This window comes from Pseudomonas sp. St386 (genome assembly GCF_018325865.1).
GTDB lineage: Bacteria > Pseudomonadota > Gammaproteobacteria > Pseudomonadales > Pseudomonadaceae > Aquipseudomonas > Aquipseudomonas brassicacearum.
Genome location: NZ_AP021900.1, coordinates 5,058,600 through 5,076,133, shown reverse-complemented (window position 1 = coordinate 5,076,133; position 17,534 = coordinate 5,058,600). Strand labels below are relative to the sequence as shown.

General features: G+C 60.9%; 19 protein-coding genes. 4 read left to right on the top strand and 15 right to left on the bottom strand.

All coding sequences use genetic code 11. The features are described from left to right. Positions 1–3: 3 nt before the first annotated feature. Entirely contained in the window at positions 4–810 is an 807-nt protein-coding gene (locus tag KI235_RS22420; protein WP_003204551.1) for an alkaline phosphatase family protein, read from the bottom strand. Positions 811–1,021: 211 nt separating this feature from the next. After that, a complete protein-coding gene (locus tag KI235_RS22415; protein ID WP_003204550.1) occupies positions 1,022–2,089 on the bottom strand; it encodes an ABC transporter substrate-binding protein in 1,068 nt (355 codons plus the stop codon). Positions 2,090–2,438: 349 nt separating this feature from the next. Between KI235_RS22415 and KI235_RS22410 the strand changes: the two genes are divergently transcribed. Next, the gene (locus KI235_RS22410; protein WP_003204548.1) at positions 2,439–3,185 is read left to right on the top strand and encodes a UTRA domain-containing protein; all 747 of its coding nucleotides are present in this window, start codon (positions 2,439–2,441) and stop codon (positions 3,183–3,185) included. 7 nt (positions 3,186–3,192) lie between these two features. Here the strand turns inward: KI235_RS22410 and KI235_RS22405 are convergent, their stop codons facing one another. The 6 genes from KI235_RS22405 to minC form a co-directional block, all read right to left on the bottom strand. After that, on the bottom strand, positions 3,193–3,375 hold the full coding sequence (locus tag KI235_RS22405; protein WP_003204546.1) for a hypothetical protein: 183 nt from the start codon (positions 3,373–3,375) through the stop codon (positions 3,193–3,195). A 182-nt stretch (positions 3,376–3,557) separates the two neighbouring features. Beyond that, on the bottom strand, positions 3,558–4,847 hold the full coding sequence (locus KI235_RS22400; protein WP_003204544.1) for a M18 family aminopeptidase: 1,290 nt from the start codon (positions 4,845–4,847) through the stop codon (positions 3,558–3,560). A 184-nt stretch (positions 4,848–5,031) separates the two neighbouring features. Next, positions 5,032–5,667, bottom strand: coding sequence for an RluA family pseudouridine synthase (locus KI235_RS22395; protein WP_003204542.1), 636 nt, complete (start codon positions 5,665–5,667; stop codon positions 5,032–5,034). 105 nt (positions 5,668–5,772) lie between these two features. Beyond that, positions 5,773–6,027 (bottom strand): cell division topological specificity factor MinE, encoded by a 255-nt coding sequence (minE, locus tag KI235_RS22390; RefSeq protein ID WP_003179111.1) that lies wholly within the window; start codon positions 6,025–6,027, stop codon positions 5,773–5,775. Then, entirely contained in the window at positions 6,027–6,839 is an 813-nt protein-coding gene (gene minD, locus KI235_RS22385) for a septum site-determining protein MinD (protein ID WP_003179114.1), read from the bottom strand. Before minD ends, minE begins: the two co-directional genes overlap by 1 nt. 200 nt (positions 6,840–7,039) lie before the next feature. After that, entirely contained in the window at positions 7,040–7,777 is a 738-nt protein-coding gene (gene minC / locus KI235_RS22380) for a septum site-determining protein MinC (protein ID WP_003204540.1), read from the bottom strand. Positions 7,778–7,895: 118 nt separating this feature from the next. Between minC and KI235_RS22375 the strand changes: the two genes are divergently transcribed. Both KI235_RS22375 and KI235_RS22370 read left to right on the top strand, forming a co-directional pair. Beyond that, positions 7,896–8,828 (top strand): lipid A biosynthesis lauroyl acyltransferase, encoded by a 933-nt coding sequence (locus KI235_RS22375; RefSeq protein ID WP_003204537.1) that lies wholly within the window; start codon positions 7,896–7,898, stop codon positions 8,826–8,828. A gap of 49 nt (positions 8,829–8,877) precedes the next feature. Continuing rightward, positions 8,878–10,032 carry a patatin-like phospholipase family protein gene (locus KI235_RS22370; RefSeq protein WP_003204535.1) on the top strand — a complete coding sequence of 385 codons (1,155 nt, stop codon included), beginning with the start codon at positions 8,878–8,880 and terminating at the stop codon, positions 10,030–10,032. Positions 10,033–10,257: 225 nt separating this feature from the next. Here KI235_RS22370 and KI235_RS22365 read toward each other — a convergent pair whose 3' ends face one another. The 6 genes from KI235_RS22365 to puuE form a co-directional block, all read right to left on the bottom strand. Further along, positions 10,258–11,043 (bottom strand): outer membrane protein OmpK, encoded by a 786-nt coding sequence (locus KI235_RS22365; RefSeq protein WP_003204533.1) that lies wholly within the window; start codon positions 11,041–11,043, stop codon positions 10,258–10,260. Between the two features lie 357 nt (positions 11,044–11,400). Beyond that, entirely contained in the window at positions 11,401–12,702 is a 1,302-nt protein-coding gene (locus KI235_RS22360) for a urate hydroxylase PuuD (RefSeq protein ID WP_003204530.1), read from the bottom strand. 51 nt (positions 12,703–12,753) lie between these two features. Continuing rightward, positions 12,754–13,257 (bottom strand): ureidoglycolate lyase, encoded by a 504-nt coding sequence (locus tag KI235_RS22355; protein ID WP_003204529.1) that lies wholly within the window; start codon positions 13,255–13,257, stop codon positions 12,754–12,756. A gap of 139 nt (positions 13,258–13,396) precedes the next feature. After that, a complete protein-coding gene (gene alc, locus KI235_RS22350; RefSeq protein ID WP_003204527.1) occupies positions 13,397–14,392 on the bottom strand; it encodes an allantoicase in 996 nt (331 codons plus the stop codon). Between the two features lie 68 nt (positions 14,393–14,460). Beyond that, positions 14,461–14,976: a 2-oxo-4-hydroxy-4-carboxy-5-ureidoimidazoline decarboxylase gene (gene uraD / locus KI235_RS22345; protein WP_003204525.1), complete on the bottom strand. Its 516-nt coding sequence runs from the start codon at positions 14,974–14,976 to the stop codon at positions 14,461–14,463. Further along, a complete protein-coding gene (puuE, locus tag KI235_RS22340) occupies positions 14,973–15,914 on the bottom strand; it encodes an allantoinase PuuE (protein WP_003204523.1) in 942 nt (313 codons plus the stop codon). The genes uraD and puuE overlap by 4 nt, the downstream gene beginning before the upstream one ends. 413 nt (positions 15,915–16,327) lie before the next feature. Between puuE and uraH the strand changes: the two genes are divergently transcribed. After that, positions 16,328–16,681, top strand: coding sequence for a hydroxyisourate hydrolase (gene uraH, locus KI235_RS22335; RefSeq protein WP_003204518.1), 354 nt, complete (start codon positions 16,328–16,330; stop codon positions 16,679–16,681). Positions 16,682–16,897: 216 nt separating this feature from the next. Here the strand turns inward: uraH and KI235_RS22330 are convergent, their stop codons facing one another. Further along, on the bottom strand, positions 16,898–17,524 hold the full coding sequence (locus tag KI235_RS22330) for a LysE family translocator (protein ID WP_003204515.1): 627 nt from the start codon (positions 17,522–17,524) through the stop codon (positions 16,898–16,900). Positions 17,525–17,534: the final 10 nt, after the last annotated feature.

The window sequence follows — 17,534 nt, the reverse complement described above, 5'->3', positions numbered from 1 at the left end:
CGTTCACTTGAGTAACTCCTGGCAATAGGGTTTGTCGTGATCGACGCCGAGCAGTTGGCAAATGGTGCCGCACAGTTCGGTCTGCCTGGGTGCCGCAGCGGGATCGAGACTGAAGCTGTCACCCAGGACGAACAGCGGCACTTCCCGTTCCTCGGCCAGCAGACCGTTATGGGAGCGATCGTTGTTCATGCCGTGGTCGGACGTCACCAGCACCTGGTAACCGGCGTCGAGCCAGCCTTGCAGGTAGACCGCCAGGTTGATGTCGGCCGAGCGGGCGCTGTTGCGGTATTGCGGGGTGTCGAGGCCGTGCTTGTGGCCGGCGTCGTCGATGTTCATCGGGTGCACCAGCAGGAAGTTCGGCAGGTAGCGCTGACGCAGGTGTTCGGCGTCGGCGAACAGATGGGAATCGGGGTAGTGGTCATTCCAATAGAAATGCCCGTACTGGATCGGCAGGTCGGGGTTGTCGGTGTGACGATCGCGACCGGCCACGAAGGGCGAAACGTTGTAGAGCTCGCTGACCCAGTGATACGCCGCGGCCGCCGTACTCAAGCCGGCCTGGGTGGCGTAGTGGAAAATGCTGCGCTGGTTCGACAGGCGTGTGACGTTGTTGTGCACGATCCCGCTGTCAATGGGCACGACGCCGGTGAGGATGCATTCGTAGAGCGGGCGGGACAGGGCGGGCAACTCACATTCCAGTTTGTAGAGGGCCGCGCGTCCTGCGCCGACGTAAGCCTGCAAATGCCCCATGGCATGCCGGGCGACCTCATGGTTGAGACCGTCGAGCACCACCAGGATGACGTTGTGCTTCATGGGTACCGGGACTCCGGGCAGATACCAGAAAACTCGAATCCTCCAAGCTCCACTGTAAGAGCAGGCCTGTGGGAGCAAAGCTTGCTCGCGATGCTGGCGACACGGTGCAATTTCAAGACCGTGTCATCGTTTATCGCGAGCAAGCTTTGCTCCCACAGGGACCGCTTCTACAGTTGGGTGCCCAGTGGATATCCGAGCGGGAGCTAGCGCCTCACTTCATCTCGACGATGACTTGTTCATTCCACGCCTGCGGCAGTGCCTTGGAAGTCTTCTCCCAAGCATCCGCGTCCTTGATCGGGGTCACGCCTTTGTACTGCTCGTTCGGCAGCAGCTTGGCCTTGACCTCTGCCGGCAGGGTCAGGTGCTCGGCGCGGATCGGACGGGCGTTGCCCTTGGCCAGGTTGATCTGGCCGGCGTCGCTGAAGATGTACTCACGAGCCAGCTTGGCGGCGTTCGGGTGCTTGGCGTATTTGTTGATGATGGTGGTGTAGCCGGAGATGACCGAGCCGTCGGACGGAATCAGCACGATGTAGTCATCCGGGTTGGCCATCTTGGCCTTGTAGCTCAGGCCGTTGAAATCCCAGACCACGCCGACTTCGACTTCACCCTTTTCCATCGTGGCGATAGTTGGGTTGGCCATGGACAGGCGCCCTTGCTTGGCGATTTCGGCGAACATCAACAGCGCCGGCTGGACGTTCTTCTCGTTACCGCCGTTGGCCAGGGCCGCGGCCAGCACGCCGTTGGCGGCCTGGGCGGCGGTGCTCACGTCACCGATGGAGACTTTGTATTTGCCGGTCTTCAGGTCCGCCCATTTGGTTGGTACTTCGGAACCGTGCAGCAGCTTCTTGTTGACGATGAACGCGATGGTGCCGGTGTAGGCCAATGCCCAGTTGCCGTCCTTGTCCTTGGCCCAGGCAGGGACTTGTTCCCAGGTGCTTGGCTTGTAGGGTTGAACCACGCCCTGCTTGACCGCGATCGGGCCGAAAGCTGCACCGACGTCGCCGATGTCGGCGCTGGCGTTGTCTTTCTCGGCGGCGAACTTGGCGATTTCCTGGGCCGAGCTCATGTCGGTGTCGATGTGTTTCAGGCCGTAGACCTTGGCCAGGTCGTCCCAGGTGCCTTTCCAGTTTGCCCAGTCATCGGGCATCCCGACGCTGTTCACGGCGCCTTCCGCTTTCGCAGCGGCTTCCAACGTTTTCAGATCGGTGTCAGCGGCCATGGCGGCGGTGCACATGGCAATGGTCGAGCCTAACAGTGATGCCAGGAAAAGCTGTTTCATCCGAAGCTCCTATGGGCGTTTTCAACGCTGCGATTGCGGTTGTGTTGGTCTAGGTCAGCAATACCTGAGCCAATGTAGGCGAGCCCTGTGACATTTTGATGTCGGTGGTGGAGGGTCCAGGAAATGCCCGGCTCGTGGAGGTTGCCTGCGAATTAAGCGTAGACCATGGTTAAACAGCTGATCTGAAAGGACTTGGCCGTTAATTTGCACGCTTGCAAAACGACCGTTCGGCGGCTCTGTCATCTGCCAGTCATGTGCAGTGCCTAGGCTTGCTGGACCAAGAAGCGGATCGATGGACAGTCGATCTTGCCCCGAAACAGTGCTGGTCTAGTCCAGATAGGTAACGTTGATGCGCATCGATGCAACCAAAGCGGTGACAGCCATCGGACAGGTCCTGCAAGAGCAGCTCGACCACGGGTTGCTGGCGCCCGGTAGCAAGCTGCCGGCCGAGCGCAAGCTCAGTGAATTGTTCGGGACCACGCGGATTACCGTGCGTGAGGCGTTGTTGCAGCTCGAAGCCCAGGGGCAGATTTATCGGGAGGAGCGCCGGGGCTGGTTCGTCTCGCCGCCGCGCCTGGCCTACAACCTGATGCAGCGCAGCCATTTCCACGCCATGGTCGCAGCCCAGGGGCGTGTGCCTTCTACCCAAGTGATCTCGGCGCGCCTGCAACCTGCCTCGGCGGCGGTGTGTGCCTGGTTGCAACTGCCGGCGTTGTCCAGCGTGATCCAGATCTGCCGCGTGCGGCGTATCGACGAGCGGCTGGTGCTATACGTCGAGCACTACCTGAACCCGCAGTATTTTCCGGACATTTTGGGGTTTGACCTCAACCAGTCCATCACCGAGCTGTACGCCCGCCATTACGACCTGCACTACGGCCGGGTGAAGTTTGAAATCGTGCCCACCTCTTTACAGCTGGAAGCGGCAGCGGCGTTGAAGGTCTCGGTGGGCAGCCCCGGGCTTCGCATCGCACGGGTCAACTATGACCAGCATCAGCGGCTGATCGATTGCGACCTGGAGTTCTGGCGACACGATGCGATCCATGTCGGCGTGGATGTGCCGGAGCAAGCTGTGCCGGAACAATCGCCCGCAGCCTGAGGCAGGGTCAGAGCGACTCGTTGAGCTTGCTCAGGATCTTGATCACCACCGTGGCGAGGATCAACAACATGCCGATCCACATGGCAAAGACCCCGACGCTCTTGTCACGGAAGTTGAAGCCGATGGCCAGCAGGATCATGCCTGCAACGATGGGCACCAGCATGGCGTTGAACGAAGACATCGAGATCATGGCGACAGCCTTGTCAGGGAAGGATAAGGCCAGTCTAGTTGGGGTTTTGCCGGGGTGTGCTGATGTATGTCACATCGCCCTCATTCCCGAGGCAAACACTGTGTGGGAAGAAAACTGTATGGGAGCAAAGCTGTGTGGGAGCAAGCCTTGCTCCCACAGGGTTCATCATGCCTTCGGGGCGGTTATGGCAACTCGCGAGAGGCGTAGAACGCGCTCAGCACCTTCACCAGATGCGCCAGGTCATGGCTGCCGCACAGTTCACGGATCGAATGCATGGCGAAGGTCGGCAAACCGATGTCCACGGTGCGCACGCCCAGCTGGCTGGCGGTGATCGGGCCGATGGTCGAGCCACAGCCCATGTCGCTGCGCACCACGAAGCTCTGCACCGGCACTTCTTCGGCCATGCACAGGTGGCGGAAGAACCCGGCGGTTTCGCTGTTGGTGGCGTAGCGCTGGTTGCTGTTGACCTTGATCACCGGGCCGGCATTGAGCTTGGGGCCGTGGTTGGCGTCGTGCTTGTCGGCATAGTTGGGGTGCACGCCGTGGGCGTTGTCCGCCGACACCAGCAGGGATTTCTGAATGGTGCGGACGAACTCTTCACCTTCAGGCAGCAGGCGACGCAGGGTTTGCTCCAGCATCGGGCCGTCGGCGCCACAGGCCGAGCACGAGCCGACTTCTTCGTGATCGTTGCAAACCAGCACGCAGGTTTCTTCGGTGTCAGTGTTCAGCAACGCTTGCAAGCCGGCGTAGCACGACAGCAGGTTGTCCAGGCGCGCACCGGCGATGAAATCGCCGTGCAGGCCAATGACCGCAGCGCTTTGCGTATCGTAGAAACTCAACTCGTAATCGAGTACCACGTCGGCATTCAGGCCGTGTTCGCGAGCCAGTTGATCGGTGAGCACGGCACGGAAGTCGACGCGCTCGTCCCCGGCGAACTGGGCAAGGATCGGCGGCAGTTCATTCTGCGGGTTGATGGCCCAGCCCTGGTTGGCTTCGCGATTGAGGTGGATGGCCAGGTTCGGAATCGTGGCGATCGGCGCCTTGAAATCGATCAACTGGCTTTCGACCTTGCCATCGCGACGGAAGGTCACGCGTCCGGCCAGGGACAGGTCCCGGTCGAACCACGGCGCCAGCAATGCACCGCCGTAGACTTCCACGCCCAGTTGCCAGAACCCGTGGCGTTGCAGTTCCGGCTGCGGCTTGACCCGCAGGCAGGGGCTGTCGGTGTGGGCGCCGACCAGGCGGATGCCATCGTGCAACGGTGAGTTGCGGCCGAGCTTGAAGGCGATGATCGAGGAGTCGTTGCGCGTGACGTAATAGCGACCGTTGGCCTCGGTGGCCCAGGTCTCGCGTTCGTCAAGACGCTGATAGCCTGCCGCCTCCAGGCGCTTGGCAAGGCTGGCGGTGGCATGGAACGGGGTAGGGGAGGCCTTGAGAAAGTCGATCAGGCCCTGGTTCAACTCTGCGCGCATAAGAAACTCCAGACAGCAATGGGCGGCAGTTTACCGTATTGCTGATGGATGGGGGGGCATCCCGTTGGTTGTTCAACCTGTGGGAGCGAGCTTGCTCGCGATAGCGTCAGATCAGCCAGCAGGGTGATCGACTGACACACCGCATCGCGAGCAAGCTCGCTCCCACAGGCGGTCATGCGAATCTTCAGAACGGTGCCGGGCACTCGAAGCGCAAGCGCTCGCCGCTTTGCGGATGGGTGAAGCTGAGCATGCTGGCGTGCAGGCACAGGCGCGGCCAGGCAGCGAGGGCCTGCGGGTGGGCGTAGAGTCCGTCGCCCAGCAACGGATGACCGATGGACAGCATGTGCACGCGCAATTGGTGCGAGCGCCCGGTAATCGGCGTGAGTTCGACGCGGCACCAATCGCCGCAACGTTCCAGCACGCGCCAGAAGGTCAGGGCGTGTTTGCCGTGCTCATGGTCCACCACATGCCGAGGTTTGGTCGGCGGGTCATAGCGCAAGGGCAGGTCGATGCTGCCGCTGTCCAGTTCCGGTTGGCCCCAGCACAGGGCCGTGTAGGCTTTTTCGGTTTCGCGATCATGAAATTGCCGGGACAGTTCGCGATGGGTGTCCGGGTCGCGGGCCAACAGGATGATGCCGGAGGTTTCCCAGTCCAGTCGGTGCACGATTCGGGCTTCCGGATAGCCGTTTTCCTGCAGGCGGGTAATCAGGCAGTCCTTGTTGTCGTCGGCCCGGCCGGGCACGGAGAGCAACAGGGTCGGCTTGTCGACCACCAGGACGGCGGCGTCCTGATGAATGATGCGGATGTTGGACAGGGGCATTGAAAACAGTCTCGTTACAAACGCCAACGGCGGCTCGGGCCCTTTTTTCCTAACCCTGTGGGAAGGACTCCAGGACCCGAGCCGCCGTGGCTCCCGCAGGATCTATCAGCGATCCGGCAGGGTGATGTTGAGTTCCAGGATCGAGCAGCTGCCCTGGCTTTCCAGTGCCACGTGCACGTCATCGCTACCGATGTTGACGTATTTGCGGATCACTTCCACCAGTTCCTTCTGCAAGGCCGGCAGGTAGTCAGGGGTACTGCGTTGGCCGCGTTCGTGCGCCACGATGATCTGTAGACGCTCTTTCGCGACCGAGGCGGTACTGGGCTTTTTGTTGGCACGAAAGAAGTCAAAAAGGTTCATTACCTACCTCCAAACAGGCGCTCGAAGAAACCTTTCTTCGTTACATCGAGGAAACGATGCTCCACGGTTTTGCCCAGCAGGCGATCGACGGCATCGCTGTATGCCTGGCCGGCGTCGCTCTGGTCGTCGAGAATCACCGGTACGCCGGAGTTGGAGGCCTTGAGTACCGCTTGGGATTCCGGAATGACACCCAGCAGGGTGACGGCGAGGATTTCCTTGACGTCTTCGACGCCCAGCATTTCGCCATCGCTGACCCGTTGCGGGTTGTAGCGGGTCAGCAGCAGGTGTTCCTTGATCGGCTCTTCGCCCTTCTCGGCGCGACGGGATTTGCTCGCCAGCAGGCCCAGCATGCGGTCGGAGTCACGCACCGACGACACTTCCGGGTTGGTCACGACGATCGCTTCGTCAGCGAAGTACATGGCCAGGTGGGCACCTTTCTCGATACCGGCCGGGGAGTCGCACACCACGAACTCGAAGTCTTCCTTGAGTTGCATCAGGACTTTTTCCACGCCTTCCTGGGTCAGCGCGTCTTTGTCGCGGGTCTGACTGGCGGCCAGCACGTAGAGGTTCTCAAGGCGCTTGTCCTTGATCAGGGCTTGCTGCAGGTTCGCTTCGCCGTTGACCACGTTGACGAAGTCGTAGACCACGCGACGCTCGCAACCCATGATCAGGTCCAGGTTACGCAGGCCGACGTCGAAGTCGACGATGACTGTCTTGTGGCCGCGCAGAGCGAGGCCGGTACCGATAGCGGCGCTGGTGGTGGTCTTACCCACACCACCCTTGCCGGATGTAACCACGAGAATCTTGGCCAAGGTGTTTCACCCCTAAGGAAAAAGGACTTTTTCAGCCCCTGAAAAACATCTCTGGAAAACTGCTGCAATTGGACAGGCTTGGCTGGAATCGGATGTCGGGCGGGGTCTACCTCCGGTAAACACTGCCTGATCCTTTTTCCTACGTCGTTTAAGCCGTTTTCGCTCGTTTTAGAGATGCTTGGAAAATGCGGCAGTATCCGTTAAAGCCGAATGATGTTCAACACGTCGCCCGACAGGCTGATCTGAACGCCGGCCCCCCACAACGGATCGCGGCGCAAATCCTCGGAGACCTTGTACTGCCCGGCGATGGAGACCAGTTCAGCGCTCAATTGCTGACAGAAGATCCTGGCTTTCGTATCGCCCTTGACGCCGGCCAGCGCACGACCGCGCATCGGGCCGTATACATGGATGTTGCCATCGGCGAGAAGTTCCGCCCCCGGGCTGACCGAGGACACGATGACCAGATCGCCACCCTGGGCATAAATCTGCTGCCCGCCGCGCACTGGCGAGGTGATGACACGCGTCGGCTTGATGGTGGGCTCTGGTGGTTTTTCCGGGGCTTTCTTGGCTTCGACCGGGCTCAGCTCCAGCACGCGCTCCCGGGCGCCGGACGGCGGCAGCACCGGAATGTCCACGGCGATGGCGGCGGCGATGTCTTCGATGCGGCTGGCGCGGATCGCCAGGGTGCGCAGGCCGTGCTGGCGGCAAACGCGCATCAGGCCTGGCAGGTCCACCGCGCCTTCGCCGGCCGGCAGCTTGTCCAGGGCCAGCACCAGCGGTGCATTGCTGAAGAAGTTCGGTGCCTGGGCGACTTTGGCCGCCAACTGCCGGTCAAGGCCTTCCAGGTCGTTGCGGGCCAGCTCCAGCACCGTAATGGCGAGCATGCTGCCCTTCAGCTGGAACACGGGATCTTGGTCTAGCGGTTCGGTTTGGCTCATGGTCGGCGTACAACGGCTTGTCACTAAAAGTGCCGAGACTTATAACGAGATCGTCCGCCAGCCGCAACCCGGGTCGAACAATGTAGAATGCGCGGCCCATGTCCTAATGGAAGCTGTAATGGATCGCCCGCGTTTTCGAGCTGCATTTTTTCATCCGCGTTTCTGGCCGCTGTGGTGCGGCCTGGGCCTGTTGTGGCTGATCGTTCAATTGCCTTATCCGTTGTTGCTGCGGGTCGGTCGCGCACTGGGCGCGCTGATGTATCGAGTAGCCGGCGACCGACGGCGCATCGCCCGTCGCAACCTGGAACTGTGTTTCCCGCAAAAGTCCGCCGCCGAACGCAAGCGTCTGCTCAAGGAAAACTTTGCCTCCACCGGCATCGCCTTTTTCGAAATGGCCATGAGTTGGTGGTGGTCGCGTTCGCGCCTGGCGAAACTGGCCCATGTCGAAGGGCTGGAGCATCTCAAGCAGGCCCAGCGCGAGGGCAAGGGCGTGATCCTGATGGCACTGCATTTCACCACCCTGGAAATCGGCGCGGCCTTGCTCGGCCAGCAGCACACCATCGATGGCATGTACCGCGAGCACAAGAACCCGCTGTTCGACTACATCCAACGCCGCGGCCGCGAGCGGCACAACCTCGACTCCCTGGCCGTGGAGCGTGACGACGTGCGTGGCATGCTCAAGCTGCTGCGGGCCGGGCGGGCGATCTGGTATGCGCCGGACCAGGATTACGGCGCCAAGCAGAGCGTGTTCGTGCCGCTGTTCGGCATCCAGGCCGCGACGGTCACCGCCACCAGCAAATTCGCCCGCCTGGGCAAGGCGCTGGTGGTGCCCTTCATCCAGGAACGCCTGGCCGACGGCAGCGGTTATCGCCTGGTGATCCAGGCCCCGCTGACGGATTTCCCGGGTGAGACCGAGGAGGCCGATTGCATCCGCATCAACCAGTGGGTCGAGCAGTCGGTGAGTGATTGTCCCGAGCAATACCTTTGGGCCCACCGGCGTTTCAAGAGCCGTCCACCGGGCGAGCCGAAGCTGTACGACAAACGCGGTTGAGTCGGTAGTCCGCCATTTTTCAGCAGCACCTTGAGCACGGAGCATTGCGATGACCCCAGCTGAACCGGTTACAGGTTTGATTCTTTCCGGCGGCGGGGCTCGAGCGGCGTATCAGGTGGGCGTACTGGCGGCCATCGCCGAATTGTTGCCGGACGGTGCGGACAATCCGTTCCCGGTGATCGTCGGCACGTCGGCCGGGGCGATCAACGCGGTCAGCCTTGCGAGCGGGGCGATGGACTTCAAGACCGCCATCGAGCGGCTGACGGCGTTCTGGCAAGCGGTGCGCAGCCATCAGGTCATGCGCAGTGACTGGTGGGGCGTGATCGCCCAGGCGACGCGGTTCATTACCCACAGCCTGTTGGGCCTGGGGGCCAAGTTACCGGTGGCGCTGATCGACAGTTCGCCATTGCGCGAACTGCTCCAGGCCCAATTCCACGCCTCGGGCATCGAACAGGCCATCGTCGAGCAGCAACTGCGCGCGGTGGCGGTGACGGCGTTCGGTTATGAATCCGGCCAGGCCGTCACCTTCTACCAGGGGCGCGGGACCATCGATGCCTGGCTGCGCCATCGACGTATCGGGGTGCCGACGCAGTTATCGGTGGAGCACCTGCTGGCCAGCTCGGCGATTCCCTTGTTGTTCGCGCCGGTCAGGATCGGCCCGCAATACTTCGGTGACGGCGCGGTGCGGCAATCGGCGCCCATCAGCCCGGCCTTGCACCTGGGGGCGAATCGGGTGCTGGTGATCGGCGTCAGCGGCAACCCCCGTGGTGCTGGCGGGCAGGATCCCACCGAGCGCAGCTATACCGGCCTGCAACCGACCCTGGCGCAGATCGGCGGCCATATGCTCAACAGCACGTTCATTGACAGCCTGGAAAGCGACATCGAGTTGCTTGAGCGCCTGAACGGGTTCAGTCACCTGCTGCCCGATGACGTACCGGCCCACGCCCTCGGCGCGGCGCCGGTGGACGTGCTGGTGATTTCCCCGAGCCAGCCGATCGACGAAATCGCCGCCCGCCATCGCCAGGAACTGCCCCGTGCGTTGCGGTTATTCCTGCGCGGGCCGGGCGCGACCAAGACCAGTGGCGCAGGGGTGCTGAGTTACCTGTTGTTCGAGTCGGGGTATTGCAGCGAACTGATCGAGCTGGGACGCCAGGATGCGTTGGCGCAGCGTGAGGCGTTGAGTCGGTTTTTGGGGTTGGCATAAGGGATGTAAGCAGGTCCACCGCCATCGCGAGCAAGCTCGCTCCCACAGGAGATTTTGCGGTGGACGCTGAAACTGGGTCCAACACACAAACCCATGTGGGAGCGAGCTTGCTCGCGAAGGCGACTGAACATTCAACATTGATGTTGGCTGATGGTCCGCTTTCGCGAGCAAGCTCCGCTCCCACAAGGGATTTGTGGTGAGCTCTGAACCTGAGGCTCAGTCAGGTCAGAAATGGTACTTCAGCAAGAAGCTGGTATTGCTCTGGTTGGTCTTGAACCCGTCGCTGTCTTCGATCCCGTACTTGTTCTTCCAGTAGTCATACTCCACGCCCACATACAACTGCTTGGCACCGAGCTTCAACGCCTTGCCCAGGTCATATTTGATCTGCGGGTTGATGTGCAGGTTGGCGTGGTAGGTGCCCTTGGAGTTGGTGTCGTTGTCCACCACCCAGTCGATGAAACCGTCGATCAGGATGTCGGATGAACCCACCGGGAGGGTGTACGCCCAGGTCGGGGTGATCTGCCAGACGTTGTCGCCGGCGCGTGGGCCTTCGGTCTGGCGGTTGTAGAAGTTCAGCTGGAAGTAGTCGAAGCCGGGAATCGCCAGGTCGAAACCCGGGCCGATCAGGTAGGACTCGTTGTCGCCTTCGCCGAATTCATACGTCATGGCCAGCAGCACATCCTTGATCGGGCCCAGTTCCAGCTTCTGGTCGAAGATCTTGCCGAACGACAGGCGTGGGCTGAACTCACCGTAGTAGGTGTTCGGGCCGGACTGGCTGTCGTCCTGGCCGTTGTAGAAGATCCGATCGAGGAAGAAGAAGTTGTCCCCGTATTTCCAGGCGTCGGCGTGTTCGAAGGTCACGGTCTGCTGGATGCGCGGGTTGACCTGGAAATCCTTGCCATACAGGTAGGTCAGGCTGTTGTTCTGCCACTGGAACAGGTCGTCGGCCATCGCTTGGCCCCCGGCCGACAAGGCTCCTGCGAGTATCAGGCTGGTGCACGTACGTTTCATTCGGTTTGCTCCCAAAGGTAAGTGGTACCGCTTTTTTTTCAGGTCAGCGCTCTGGTGTGGCGCCTTTTTCCTCGGATTAAAAACATCCGTTCGGTCAGCTTTTCGCTTGTGGCCAGTGCTGATAGCAAGAGCTGAGCCAAGGTCAAAAAAGGCTCGTCCAGCTATTTGGAACAGTCGAAAAAGGTGTTTTCCAGAGACACCCGATATCCCCCGTGATGCTGGGATAAGCTGGCGTCTCGGTCAGGATTCGATGATTTTTACAGTGCTCGGATGCGAACGGCCGCGCAGGGTACGGGCTTGCCCTGACGGGCTCAAGTGCCCTGCAACGGCGCATTCGCGGCGAATTTGGGGCGCGGCTCAGTTGGTCCGCGCGCCCTGGTTGATCCACGCGCCGATCAGGTCGCGTTCCTGCTGGGTCATCTGGGTGATGTTGCCCAGGGGCATGATCTGGTTGGTCACGGCCTGGGCCTGGATGCGCGCGGCCTGTTGCTGGATCTGCTCTGGCGTATCGAACATCACCCCACCTGGTGCGGCGCTGAACAGCGGGCTGGTGGGCTTGGCCGAATGGCAGACCGAGCAGCGTTCCTGGATCACGCTGTGGACCTTCTCGAATGAAGGGCCCTGGGCGTTGGCGGCCTGGGTGGGCGCCGCTGTCGGTGCGGCGGGGGCCGTCGCCGGTTTTGCGCCACCACCCACTGCCGTTTCCGGCAACGGTTGGTACTCGATCACGCCAGGAGCCTTGGCCACCTCCGGTGCGGTGGGCATGGGCTTGGGACCTGTGACATAAGCCAGGCAGATCATCGCCAGGGCTCCGACCGGCAGCGTCCAGGCAAAGCGGTTGCTGTCATGGCGCGTGTTGAAGTAGTGGCGCACCAACACCGCCGCTACGGCGATCCCGGCCAGGATCAGCCAGTTGTACTGGCTGCCGTAGGTGCTCGGGAAATGGTTGCTGATCATGATGAACAGCACCGGCAAGGTGAAGTAGTTGTTGTGGCGCGAACGCAACAAACCCTTGGCCGGCAGTGCAGGATCGGGCGTGCGGTTCTCGGCGATGGCCGCCACCAGTGCACGCTGGGCCGGCATGATGATGCGGAACACGTTGCCGACCATGATCGTCCCGATGACCGCCCCGACGTGCAGGTAGGCGCCGCGACCGCTGAACACCTTGCTGAACCCGTAGGCCGCGGCGATCAACAGCACGAACAGGATCACGCCGAGCAGGGCTGGGCGCTTGCCCAGGGCCGAGTCGCAAAGAAAGGAATAGACGAACCAGCCGACGAGCAACGAACCGAGGCCCAGGGCGACGCCTTCGGGCCCGCTCAGGCTGCTGCCGGGGGCCAGCAGGTAGACGGTCGGGTTCCAATAGAACACCACGCACAACAGCGCGATGCCGGACATCCAGGTGAAGTAGGCTTCCCACTTGAACCAGTGCAGGTTGTCCGGCATGGAGGGAGGCGCGAGTTTGTATTTTTCCAGGTGGTAGATGCCGCCACCGTGGATGGCCCACAGGTCACCGGCCAGGCCGCTCCTGGGGTTGACGCGATTGAGGTTGTTTTCCAGCCAGACGAAGTAGAACGACGCGCCTATCCAGGCCACGCCAGTGATCATGTGAACCCAGCGCACGCTCAGGTTCAGCCATTCCAGCATATGTGCTTCCACAGTCTTTACCTCTCGCCCGTCACGCTTGTCTTCGCGTGATCGGACCTTCTCTTATTGGTGGGGGGCGAGGATCAAGTACTCATCCTCTTGGAAAAAATGCTCATCGCAGTTATTGCCTGTGCCACTGCGATCAACCACCAGGAAGTCATCCCGCTTTTCGATCGTCAGCACCGGGTGGTGCCAGACGCCGCGATGGTAATTAATGCCCTGCCTGCCGTTGGTGACGAAGGCGCGGACCAAGCCTGATACAGGTGCATCGCCAAGTGGCGCGACCACGATCAGAAAGGGGTTGCCGAGCAGCGGAATGAACGCCTGGCTGCCCAGCGGATGGCGCTCCAGCATGCGCACGGTCAGCGGCATGTCCAGCGCGTCGGCGCGGAAGATGCTGATGATCGCCTTGTCGTCCGGCGTGGCGGTTTCCACCGTCGCCAGGCGATGGAAGCGCATGGTCGAACCGTTGTTGATCATGAAGTGATCACTGCCGTCGGTTTCGATCACGTCACCGAACGGGGCGAAGGCTTCTTTGGTCAACGGTTCGATCTTGAGTGTGCGCATGCTGGTCTTCTTAATCTTTTGAGTTTGATCGTTCCCACGCTCTGCGTGGGAACGCCGCCATGGACGCTCCGCGTCCACTGTGACGCGGAGCGTCACGGTATGCATTCCCACGCAGAGCGTGGGAACGATCATCGCAATCTTACTTCGACACCTTGCCCAGCACCCGCAGGCGACTCACGCCACCATCCGGGAACACATTCAGGCGGATGTGGGTGATCGGCCCCAGCGCCTTGATCTGCTCGGCGAAGGTATGTTCGGCGTGCATTTCCAGCTTCTGGCTCGGCAACAGCTCACGCCAGAACAGCGATTGGGTTTCGATCTGGCTGTCGGTGCCACCCTTGACGAACGCGCCCTGGATCGAGCAGCTGTCGGGATAGTTGCCCTTGAAGTGCAGGGTGTCGACGATGACTTTCTCGACCTCGCCGGCATGGCCCAGGGCGACGATCACCCAGTCATTGCCCGGGGTACGACGACGGGCGGTTTCCCAGCCGTCGCCCATGTTCACGCCACGACCCGGGTTGAGGATGTTGCTCATGCGGCCGAAGTGTTCGTCGGAGCAGGCCAGGGCACGGCCACCATTGAGGGCGGCAGCCAGGTCGATCTGTTCATTGTCGCCGACGGCCGACCAGTCGCGGTACGGAATGCCATAGACCCGCAACCGGGCCACGCCGCCATCGGGGTAGATGTTGAAGCGCAGGTGGCTGAAGGCCTGGTCGTTACTGATTTCGTGATAGTGGTGGCTGTTGCCTTGCAACTCGACGGCCGACAGCACTTCAGTCCACTGGGTGTTTTCGTCTGGCTCGCCTTCGGTCAGGAAGCAGGCTTCCAGGGAGGCCGACGGTGGGTAGTTACCGGTGAAGAATGAGGTGTCGATGTCCACGCCTTTGATCGAGCCGGCCACACCCAGGCGGATCACCGCGCTGTCATAGCCTTCGAAGCGCTTGCGCCGCGATTCCCAGCCGTCCATCCACTTGCCGTTGTCATCGAACACGCCCTCCTTCCATACGGCCGGGGTCGGTTGGAACAAACGGTTGGCGTCGGCGAACCAGTCATCGGTGACCGAAATGATCTTGGTGCCGAGGCGGGCGTCGGCCAGGTTGACGAACTTCTCGAAAGGTACGGCGTAAGCTTTCATTCTTCTTGTCTGCCTTTAAATAAGTTGGCTGGGGATGCTTGCAGGATCCTGGGGCTCAGGACTGCTCGCTAAAGGGTCAGTAGTCGGAACAACGCGATCTTGTTGATCTCTGCCAGCGCGCATTTGAATTCGGTGTCTACCGAATGATGGATGCGCGTTTCGAACGCCGCGAGGATCTGATGCCGGTTGCTGCCTTTTACCGCCATGATGAAGGGAAACTTGAACTTGGCCTTGTAGGCGTCGTTCAGCTCGGTGAAGCGCTGAAACTCATCGCTCGAGCATTGGTGAATACCGGCGCCGGCCTGTTCGTTCGTGCTGGCTTCGGTCAGTTGGCCCTGGACGGCGGCTTTGCCGGCCAGGTCCGGGTGAGCGTTGATCAGGGCCAGTTGGCTGGCGTGATCGGCACTCAACAGGATGTCGCTCATGCGCTGGTGCAGGGTTTCGATCTGGTCGATCGACGGGTCCTGGCCCAGGTCGAAAGCCTTTTCGGCGACCCATGGCGAATGTTCGTAGATATCGGCAAAAGCCCGGACGAAGGCTTCACGGCTCAAGGTGGATGGCTTGAGGGTCTGGAAGGCAGTCATTTCGAAGCTCCTGGTTTCGAAGCTTGCGGGCACGGGTGAGTCTGTTGCCAGTGGCGGGCGATGTCGACACGACGGCTGAACCAGACCTGTTCATGACCCTTGGCATATTCAAGGAAGCGCTTGAGGGACGCGAGTCGGGCAGGGCGGCCGATCAGGCGGCAGTGCAGGCCGATGGAGAGCATCTTGGGGGCTTCGGCGCCTTCGGCATACAGCACGTCGAAGGCGTCCTTGAGGTATTGGAAGAAATCATCGCCCTTGTTGAAACCCTGCACCTGGGTGAAGCGCATGTCGTTGGTGTCCAGCGTGTACGGGATCACCAGGTGCGGCTTGCCGTGGGGTGTGTTCGGTTCCCAGTAGGGCAGGTCGTCGTCGTAGGTGTCGCTGTCATAGAGAAAACCGCCTTCCTCCATGACCAGCCGGCGGGTATTGGGGCCGGTGCGACCGGTGTACCAACCCAGCGGACGCTCGCCAGTGATTTCGGTGAGGATGCGGATCGCTTCGAGCATGTGCTCGCGTTCCTGGGCCTCATCCATGTATTGGTAGTCGATCCAGCGATAACCGTGGCTGCAGATTTCGTGACCGGCGGCAACCATGGCGCGGATCACGTCCGGATGGCGCTGGGCGGCCATGGCCACGGCGAAAATGGTCAGCGGGATATCGAATTCCTTGAACAGCTTGAGGACCCGCCAGACCCCGGCACGGCTGCCATACTCGTAAAGCGATTCCATGCTCATGTTGCGCTCGCCCTGCAGCGGTTGCGCCGCGACCATCTCCGAGAGGAACGCCTCGGATTCCTTGTCGCCATGCAGGATGTTGCGCTCGCCGCCTTCTTCGTAATTGAGCACGAAGGACAGGGCGATGCGGGCATTGCCCGGCCACTGGGGATGGGGAGGGTTACTGCCGTAACCGATCAGGTCGCGTGGGTAGTCAGCGCTCACTGCAGTTTTCCTTCTTGTTCGAACCATGTGGGTGGCGCCCTGATGATGGATCATGGGCTGGCGTCACGACGATGGAGTGATTGTATACAACTTTATGTGCGATTTGTAAGCCTGATTTTTTGCATTTTTCACCGCAGTCCCCGGTTTGTCTACACTGCAAGAAACCTGCCCATCTGGTCAATTAATGGCTGGAAGAATGGCGTATCCGTTGGTTTGGCTTGAGATTGGGCAGGAACCTTTGTCGGAACATGCATGGACTAAATATCTGTTTTTTATTGTGTACAATTTTCTTTTAAAGTGTCTTAATTCGCTCATCGCCGTGGCGTTTCGTGCTCCGAAACGGTGCGGCCTGTCTTTCAACTGATTCAGGAGGCGTCGGGCCGGACTGCACAGCAGCGAGGCGCGCACAATCAATGGGACGTTTGACTACTCACGTTTTGGATGCTGCACACGGCTGCCCGGGCAGCTCGATCAAGGTCGAGTTGTACCGCGTGGAAGGTTCGCAACTGCAACTGGTCGCCAGTGCGCAGACCAACAGCGATGGTCGCTGCGACGCACCGCTGCTGCAAGGGGATGACTACCGTTCGGGTGTCTATCAGATTCAATTCCATGCCGGTGATTACTACCGCGCCCGTGGTGTCGAGCTGTCCGAGCCGGCGTTCCTGGATGTGGTGGTGCTGCGCTTCGGCATTTCGGCCGAACAGGATCATTACCACGTGCCCCTGCTGATTTCGCCTTACGCCTATTCCACCTATCGGGGCAGCTGACCCCCAAGCAGCTGCCTTGTCCTGGAAGCGACTGCGCATGGCGCTTCTTTGGTTTTCGCCCGCTCACACTGCGGGCTTTTTTTCGTCCGTGGAAATGGGCTGTCTGGGAGGGACTCATCGTCGGATCGCCGCCCGGAGCAAGCTCGCTCCCACACTGGATTTTGCCGCTCACAAAAAACCTGTGGGAGCGAGCTTGCTCGCGATGCTTTTGCTTTTTTAGCGGCTCAACAAGGAGGCTGCGCCCGCACCGCCAAATAATCCTGCGCTGATGCGGTTGAACCAGCCCTGGCCTTTCCCCGTACGCAGATACCGCGCCGCGCCATGGGCACCAAGGCCGTAGGCCAATTTGCACAGCAGGTCGAGTACGGTCCAGGTGGCGATCATGATCAGCAGTTGTGGCAGGAATGCTTGTTCGGCGCTCAAGAATTGCGGCAGGAAAGCGGCGAAGAACAGGATGTCTTTCGGGTTGCTGGCGCCCAATACGAACGCCCGGCCGAAGAGGGCGCGAAAGCGCGGGACGGCTGCGGCCTGGGGCACGTCGGCGCCTTGGGACGGTTGGCGTGATTGCTGCCAGCTCTGCCAGGCCAGGTAAAACAGGTACAGGGCACCGACAATCTTCAGGGCACTGAACAGCTGTTCCGATGCCATCAACAACGCACCGAGCCCCAGCGCCGAGGCACTCAGCAGGCAGATCGAAGCGATCACGCCACCCAGGAATGCCGGATACGAGCGGCGCAGGCCGTAGTTCAGGCTATTGCCGATCATCAACAACGACAACGGGCCGGGGATGAGGATCACCACCAAGGCGGCACCGCTGAACAACAGCCAGGTTTCCAGATTCATTGCTTTGCTC

Coding starts and splice junctions, on each gene's coding strand:
- KI235_RS22405 (WP_003204546.1), bottom strand. CDS start 3,375: ATGATCTCGATGTCTTCGTTCAACGCCATGCTGGTGCCCATCGTTGCA.
- KI235_RS22395 (WP_003204542.1), bottom strand. CDS start 5,667: ATGCCCCTGTCCAACATCCGCATCATTCATCAGGACGCCGCCGTCCTG.
- KI235_RS22330 (WP_003204515.1), bottom strand. CDS start 17,524: ATGAATCTGGAAACCTGGCTGTTGTTCAGCGGTGCCGCCTTGGTGGTG.
- KI235_RS22420 (WP_003204551.1), bottom strand. CDS start 810: ATGAAGCACAACGTCATCCTGGTGGTGCTCGACGGTCTCAACCATGAG.
- KI235_RS22355 (WP_003204529.1), bottom strand. CDS start 13,257: ATGCGCACACTCAAGATCGAACCGTTGACCAAAGAAGCCTTCGCCCCG.
- uraH (WP_003204518.1), top strand. CDS start 16,328: ATGGGACGTTTGACTACTCACGTTTTGGATGCTGCACACGGCTGCCCG.
- KI235_RS22365 (WP_003204533.1), bottom strand. CDS start 11,043: ATGAAACGTACGTGCACCAGCCTGATACTCGCAGGAGCCTTGTCGGCC.
- minE (WP_003179111.1), bottom strand. CDS start 6,027: ATGAACCTTTTTGACTTCTTTCGTGCCAACAAAAAGCCCAGTACCGCC.
- alc (WP_003204527.1), bottom strand. CDS start 14,392: ATGAAAGCTTACGCCGTACCTTTCGAGAAGTTCGTCAACCTGGCCGAC.
- uraD (WP_003204525.1), bottom strand. CDS start 14,976: ATGACTGCCTTCCAGACCCTCAAGCCATCCACCTTGAGCCGTGAAGCC.
- minC (WP_003204540.1), bottom strand. CDS start 7,777: ATGAGCCAAACCGAACCGCTAGACCAAGATCCCGTGTTCCAGCTGAAG.
- KI235_RS22400 (WP_003204544.1), bottom strand. CDS start 4,847: ATGCGCGCAGAGTTGAACCAGGGCCTGATCGACTTTCTCAAGGCCTCC.
- KI235_RS22370 (WP_003204535.1), top strand. CDS start 8,878: ATGACCCCAGCTGAACCGGTTACAGGTTTGATTCTTTCCGGCGGCGGG.
- KI235_RS22375 (WP_003204537.1), top strand. CDS start 7,896: ATGGATCGCCCGCGTTTTCGAGCTGCATTTTTTCATCCGCGTTTCTGG.
- KI235_RS22415 (WP_003204550.1), bottom strand. CDS start 2,089: ATGAAACAGCTTTTCCTGGCATCACTGTTAGGCTCGACCATTGCCATG.
- KI235_RS22410 (WP_003204548.1), top strand. CDS start 2,439: ATGCGCATCGATGCAACCAAAGCGGTGACAGCCATCGGACAGGTCCTG.